The organism is Streptomyces sp. CNQ329 (assembly GCF_000482585.1).
Genome location: NZ_AXVU01000057.1, coordinates 22,253 through 28,614, shown reverse-complemented (window position 1 = coordinate 28,614; position 6,362 = coordinate 22,253). Strand labels below are relative to the sequence as shown.

The window sequence follows — 6,362 nt, the reverse complement described above, 5'->3', positions numbered from 1 at the left end:
GGTCAGGGCCGCGAGGGTCCGGGTCTCGTCGTCGCCCAGCAGACGGGCGAACTCCTCGTCCCGGCTCGCCTGGACCAGAGCCGCGGCGATCAGGCCCGGGGCCAGAGGGTCGTCGAAGTCCGCGGTGAGGCGGTCGAAGAGGAGGGCGAAGCCCTCGCGCGGGTCGTCCGCGGCCAGGGCGCGGTCGCGGATCTCCCCGGTGCGGGCGAGGTCGTCGGCGAAGAGGGCGTGGAAGATCGCCTTCTTGGCGGGGAAGTAGTGGAAGAGCGTTCCCGAGCCGATGCCCGCCCTGCGGCAGATGCGCGCCGTCGACGTGCCGTCCATCCCGTTCGCCGCGAACTCCTCCGCCGCGGCGGCCAGGATGCGGGCCCGCTTGCGGGCGTGCTGCTCGGGGTTGACGGTGCGCATCACCGCCGAATATACGGTGTGAGCCGCGGGGGTGACCGGCGTAGGGTCGCGCCCATGCCTGCTGCCCGGATGCACGCCGACGAGGCGGAGATCGACGCCGGCCTGGTGCGCCGCCTGATCGCCGCCCAGTTCCCGCGGTGGGCCGCGCTGCCCGTCGAGCGGGTTCCCTCCGGCGGCACCGTCAACGCCGTCTTCCGGCTGGGCGACGAGCTGGCGGTGCGGATGCCGCTGACCGCCGGCGGCGCGAAGGACGTGGAGCTGGAGTACACCCATCTGCCCCGGCTCGCCGCCGCCCTGCCGCTGCCCGTGCCCGAGCCCGTCGCCCAGGGCGAGCCCGGGGGCGGCTACCCCTGGCCCTGGACGGTCTGCCGCTGGCTGCCCGGTACGATCCTGCCGCCCGACGCCGGCGTCGCCGCCCCCGGGCCGCTCGCCGGGCAGCTCGCCGGCTTCGTCAACGCCATGCGGGCCACCGACCCGGCCGGGGGCCCGCCCTCGTACCGCAGCGAGACCCTGGCCGACCGTGACGCGGGCACCCGCGACGCGCTCGCCCGGCTCCGCCCCGGGGACGGTGTGGACGTGCCCGCCGTGACCGCCGCGTGGGAGGCCGCCCTGCGCGCGCCCGCGCACGCCGGGCCGCCGGTGTGGCTGCACGCCGACCTGTCCCCCGGGAACATCCTGCTCACCGACGACGGCGGCCTCGGCGGCGTCATCGACTTCGGCTGCATGGGCCTCGGCGAACCCGCCGTCGACCTGATCGCCGCCTGGAACCTCTTCACCGGCCCCGCGCGCGAGGCGTTCCGCGCCGCCGTGGCGGGCGGCGACGACGAAGCGGCGTGGGCGCGCGGGCGCGGCTGGGCACTGTCGATCTCGCTGATCCAGTTGCCGTACTACCGGCACACCAACCCCGCCATGGTCGCCAGTTCGACGTTCGTCATCGACCAGGTGCTGGCGGATGGGTAGGGTGGCGCGTATGACCCGACGACATTGATTCACCCGTAGCGGCCGTCCCGGGAGGCGGCTCGCGGCCTGTTTCTACGCGTACTCCTTCCTGGACGACTTCGTCCTGCTCTACCCCGTGTACGCGCTGCTCTTCGCCGACCACGGCCTGTCGCTGTGGCAGGTCTCCTCGCTCTTCGCCGTCTGGTCGCTCTCCTCCGTTCTGCTCGAAGTCCCCTCCGGGGCCTGGGCCGACGCGTTCTCCCGCCGCCTGCTGCTGTGCGCGGGTCCGCTGCTGACGGCCGCCGGGTTCGCGCTGTGGGTGCTGGCGCCCTCGTACGGGGTGTTCGCGGCGGGGTTCGTGCTGTGGGGGGCGAAGGGCGCGTTCGTCTCGGGGGCGCTGGAGGCGCTTCTGTACGAGGAGTCGGTCCGCGCGGGCGCGGCCGACCGGTACGCGCGCACGCTGGGACGGGGGCGTGCGGCGGGCACGGTGGGCGTGATGGCGTCGATGGCGGTGGCGGCCCCGGTGTTCGCGGCCGGCGGCTACGCGGCGGTGGGAGCGGCGAGCGTGGCGTCCTGCCTGCTGGGCGCGGCGGTGGCGACGCGGTTTCCCGAGCACCGGACGGCCGCTGCCGGCCCCTCCGGCGCTGCCGGCGAAGGTGACTCCGCCGGCGCCGGTGAGGGTGCCGACTCCGAGGACCCCGGACTCGGCTGGACCGGCACCCTGCGCGCCGGCTTCGCCGAACTCCGTGCCGACCGCTCGGTCCGCGGCGCCGTCCTCCTCGTCCCCGCCGTCGTCGCCGTCTGGGGTTCCCTCGACGAGTACACCCCCTACCTCGTCCGCGAGTCCGGTGTCGCCGGCCCCGCCGTCCCGCTGTACCTGCTGCTCGTCTGGGCCGGCGCCGCCGCGGGCGGGCTGCTGGCCGGGCGGGTCGAGGAGCGGGGCCGGGCGGGGCGGACGCCGGCGGGGGTGCTCGCCGCGGTGCTCGCCGGGGCGGCGGTGGCGCTGGCGGCGGGCGGGCTCGTGGGTACGGCGGCGGGGATCGCGCTGGTGGGCGTCGCGTTCGGCGGGTTCCAGGTGGCGACGGTGCTCGCCGAGGCCCGGTTGCAGGAGCGGATCACCGGGCCGACGCGGGCGACCCTGACCTCGCTGGCCGGCGTCGGTACGGACCTGGCGACGGTCGCGGTCTACGGCGCGTACGGCCTGCTCGGCTCGGCGGCCGGACTCGGTCACGGGACGGCCTTCGCGGTCTGTGCGCTGCCGTATCTGGCCGTCGCGCCCCTGCTGCTGCGCGGCCGGAAGCGCGGCGGGGAGTAGCCCTCCGGCGGACGGTGGCGGGGACCGGCGCCGGGCCCCCGCCACCGCGCCGGTCCCCGGCCCGGTTACGCGCCGTCCCCCGAAAGCGGGGTGTGGCCGGGCACCGAGGTGAGGCCGACGTGGAGCACGTCCGGGTCGGCCGGGCTGACGGCGAGTGCGCCGATGCCGTGCTGGGCCGAGTGCCGGATCGTCAGCTCGTCGCCGTCCGCGTCGTGGCGGTAGAGGTTGGTGCCGCTCCACGGGTCGCCGTACTCGAAGTAGACGACGTCCGCGTCGGCCGGATCGGGGCGCATCCAGCCGCCGTTGTAGATCACCACGTCCTCGCCGTCCTGGAACTGGTCGACCACGGGCCGGAAGGTGCGCCCGCCGTCGGTGGAGCGGTAGAGGTGCCGGCCGCTGCCGCCCGCTTCCAGCTCGGTGACGTTCAGCGCCTTCGCGTAGACCACGCGCGGGTCGGCGGGCGAGACGGCCATCGAGAAGCCGTTGACCCTGTCGCCCGCGGCGCCGAGCCTGGCGCGCCGCCAGGTGCGGCCGGCGTCGTCGCTGGTGAAGCCTCCGGCGCCGCTCACGCCGACGACGATGCGGTCGAAGTCCGCCGCGGAGATCTTCGCGTCGTAGAGCGTCGTGTGCGCCCCGGCCTCGTCCAGCGGGACGGGGGTGCCGACGGCGCGGAAGGTGCGCCCGCCGTTCCCGGACTCCAGTACCCGGCCCTCGTCGGTGACGGCCCGCAGGCGGCCGGCGCGGCGCGGGTCGGCGGTGAGCCCGTACAGGCCGCCGAGCTTCTCGCCGTCGAAGGCGGGCATCGCGACGACCGTGCGGCCGTCGACCCGGTGGACCCGGTCGCCGCGCAGCTCCCACACGTAGGCGCTGCCGTCGCGCGCGGGGGCGACGAACCAGTGGCCGCGGCCGAGTTCGGCGATGGTCTGCCAGCGGCAGCCGGAGTCGGCCGACCGGGTCACCCGGCCGTTGATGTCGGCGGCGAGCAGGTGGTTCGGGGTGGCGAGCGTCTCCAGGCCCGTCACCAACTGGTAGTACGGCGGGCGTTCCGCGGTGGTGGTCGGGGCGAAGGTGGCGCCGCCGTCGCGGGTGTGGGTGAGCGAGCCGTCGCTGACGACCCGTTCGCACGCCGGTGCGTCCCAGTGCTTGCCGTGCCCGGCGGCCTGTGCGGGAGCGGCGGCCGTGCACAGGCTCGCCACGAGCGCTGCGCCGGCCGTCACGGTGGTAATCGCGCGGTGAACGGGTCCCACCCGGATCTCCTCCTCGATGACGTCGTTCCCACCAGGAAGTACCGTGATCGTCCGGATGTCCACGTGCGCCGCCTGGCGAACGGACGCCATGACGCCCATGCGCCGCTCGCTCTGTCCTCTCAGGCGGGACAATTCCGATACGCGCCCGGGCGCACCGGGGCCGGGACCGTCCGGTCGCGGCGCGCTTGGAGCGGCTGCGGCGGTCGGTGCGGCGGGAGTCGCCGGCCCCGGACCCGCCGCCCTGCGCGGATGAGCCCGCCGGACGGTCCCACCGGGCGGAGCCGGAGCTGTCGGCGCGCGGGTACGCGGCCTGGATGCGCCCGGGCGCCGGGGCGTCCGGTCTCTTTGAGAGCGGGCAGCGGGCAGCGGGGTCGGGCGCGAGGCGCCCGCGGCCTCTGACGCGGCGCCAGGTCCCGGCCCCGCGGGGCGGTCCGGCTACGGTCCGGCCGGCTGCTCCGTGCCCGGCAGCACCTCGGCCAGCACCTCGCGGTGCGTGGGCCTGGCGTCCTCGTACAGCCGCCGGCCCTTCTCCGTCAGCAGCACGAAGATGCCGCGCCGGTCGACCTCGCACATCGCCCGCTCCACCAGCCCCGCGCGCTCCAGCCGGGCGGTCAGCCGCGACGTCGCGCTCTGGCTCAGGTGCACCGAGCCGGCCAGCTCGGCCGCGCGGCACTTGTCGTGGCCGCAGTTGGCCAGGCCCTCCAGGGCCTCGAACTCGCTGACGCCGATGCCGTGCCTGCGCTGCAACTCGCGCTCCAGCGCACCCCACACCGCCGCGTGGCAGGCCAGGAGGCCGTGCCAGCGGTCCACCAGGGCGCGCTCGGCGCCGCCATCGCTCACGTAGGCGACAGTAACATGCGCGTGAACCTAATGCTACTTCATTAAATGCGTTGGCATTAGATGTCTCTGCATGTAGTGTCGTCCCTCATGAGCTCTTCCGCACCACACCTGTCCACGACGTCGACCACGTGGGACGCCCGCCTGTGGGGCGTCCTGCTGACCGTCTCCCTCGTGGTCGGCCTCGACGCTCTCGACGTGTCGATGGTGGGAGTCGCCCTCCCCTCCATCCAGGCCGACCTCGGGCTGTCCACCAGCACCCTCCAATGGGTCGTCAGCGGGTACGTCCTCACCTACGGCGGACTGCTCCTCCTCGGCGGCCGGACCGCCGACCTCCTCGGCCGGCGGCGGGTGTTCCTCGTCGCCGTCGCGGTGTTCGCCGTCACCTCGCTGCTCGGCGGGCTGGTCGACGACGGCGGGCTGCTGATCGCGACCCGGCTGCTGAAGGGCGTCTCCGCGGCGTTCACCGCGCCCGCCGCGCTCTCGATCATCACCACGACCTTCGCCGAGGGCCCCGCCCGTAACAAGGCGCTCGGGATCTTCGCCGTCTTCGGCGCCAGCGGCTACAGCGCGGGCCTCGTCTTCTCCGGTCTGCTGACCGAGGTCGGCTGGCGCTGGGCGTTCTTCCTGCCCTTCCCCATCGCCCTGATCGCCCTCGTCGCGGCCTTCCGCGTGCTGCCGAAGGAGGGGCGGCCGGAGCGTACCGGCGGCTACGACTTCCCCGGCGCGGTGACCGGCGTCGGCGCGATGCTCCTGCTCGTCTACACCGTCGTCGAGGCGCCCGAGGTGGGCTGGGGCGCGTCCCGGACGCTCCTGCAGTTCGCCGCCGCCGCGGTGCTGCTGGGCGCGTTCCTCGCCATCGAGCGGCGCAGCAGCCACCCGCTGATCCGGCTGGGCATCCTGCGCTCCGGGCCGCTGGCCCGGGCGAACCTCGGCGCCGCGGTGTTCTTCGGCGGCTACCTGGGCTTCCAGTTCCTGGTGATGCAGTACCTGCAGTCCGTGCTGGGCTGGTCGGCGATGGAGACGGCGCTCGGCTTCCTGCCGGCGGCGCTGATCGTCGCGTTCGGCTCGCCGCGGATGGAGCCGCTGATCGAGCGGTTCGGCACCACGGCCACCATCGCGGGCGGCGTGGTGGCGCACCTGGTGGCGTACGTGCTCTTCCTCGCCCTCGACCGGGACGCGCCGTACCTGGTCGGCACGCTGCCGAGCATGGTGCTGCTGGGCGTCGGCTTCATGCTGGCGTTCGCGTCCTTCAACATCCAGGCCACCGCCGGCATCCCCGACCACGAGCAGGGGCTCGCGGGCGGCCTGCTGAACACCTCGCTGCAGGTGGGCGGGGCGATCGGGCTGGCGATCGTGACGGCCGTGCTGACCGCGAACGCCGAGGGCGCGACCGGCTCGCAGGCGCTGCTGAACGGCTTCGACCCGGCGCTGTACGTGGTCGCGGGCATGGCGCTGGTCGGCCTCGTCATCGCCCTGGCGGGCATCCGCGGCCTGCGCGGGCCCGCGGAGGAGCCGACGCCGGTGGAGGACCGCGAGTTCGTCTACGCGGCCGACTGACCGCCGCCGTACGGAACCACGGGGGAGCGGGGTGAGCGGACCCGGGCCGGCCAGGC

Annotated in this window: 6 protein-coding genes; 3 read left to right on the top strand and 3 right to left on the bottom strand. The window is 75.0% G+C overall.

The window, feature by feature from the left end; all coding sequences use genetic code 11:
• The coding region (locus tag I003_RS0126745) for a TetR/AcrR family transcriptional regulator (RefSeq protein WP_027774310.1) at positions 1-408 on the bottom strand (408 nt) is incomplete at its 3' end.
• A 69-nt stretch (positions 409-477) separates the two neighbouring features.
• Between I003_RS0126745 and I003_RS0126740 the strand changes: the two genes are divergently transcribed.
• Positions 478-1,368 (top strand): aminoglycoside phosphotransferase family protein, encoded by an 891-nt coding sequence (locus I003_RS0126740; protein ID WP_027774309.1) that lies wholly within the window; start codon positions 478-480, stop codon positions 1,366-1,368.
• Positions 1,369-1,456: 88 nt separating this feature from the next.
• Entirely contained in the window at positions 1,457-2,662 is a 1,206-nt protein-coding gene (locus I003_RS0126735) for an MFS transporter (protein WP_078564419.1), read from the top strand.
• A 65-nt stretch (positions 2,663-2,727) separates the two neighbouring features.
• Here I003_RS0126735 and I003_RS0126730 read toward each other — a convergent pair whose 3' ends face one another.
• Together I003_RS0126730 and I003_RS0126725 are read right to left on the bottom strand one after the other, a co-directional pair.
• On the bottom strand, positions 2,728-3,999 hold the full coding sequence (locus I003_RS0126730; RefSeq protein ID WP_486584402.1) for a sialidase family protein: 1,272 nt from the start codon (positions 3,997-3,999) through the stop codon (positions 2,728-2,730).
• A 345-nt stretch (positions 4,000-4,344) separates the two neighbouring features.
• Positions 4,345-4,749, bottom strand: coding sequence for a MarR family transcriptional regulator (locus tag I003_RS0126725; protein WP_027774306.1), 405 nt, complete (start codon positions 4,747-4,749; stop codon positions 4,345-4,347).
• Between the two features lie 87 nt (positions 4,750-4,836).
• On the opposite strand from I003_RS0126725, the gene I003_RS0126720 reads away from it, so the two are divergent.
• Entirely contained in the window at positions 4,837-6,306 is a 1,470-nt protein-coding gene (locus I003_RS0126720; protein ID WP_027774305.1) for an MFS transporter, read from the top strand.
• Positions 6,307-6,362: the final 56 nt, after the last annotated feature.

Bases quoted from the DNA above. Each gene is read 5' to 3' on its own strand.
- I003_RS0126740 (WP_027774309.1), top strand. From the start codon at position 478: ATGCACGCCGACGAGGCGGAGATCGACGCCGGCCTGGTGCGCCGCCTG.
- I003_RS0126730 (WP_486584402.1), bottom strand. From the start codon at position 3,999: ATGGCGTCCGTTCGCCAGGCGGCGCACGTGGACATCCGGACGATCACG.
- I003_RS0126720 (WP_027774305.1), top strand. From the start codon at position 4,837: ATGAGCTCTTCCGCACCACACCTGTCCACGACGTCGACCACGTGGGAC.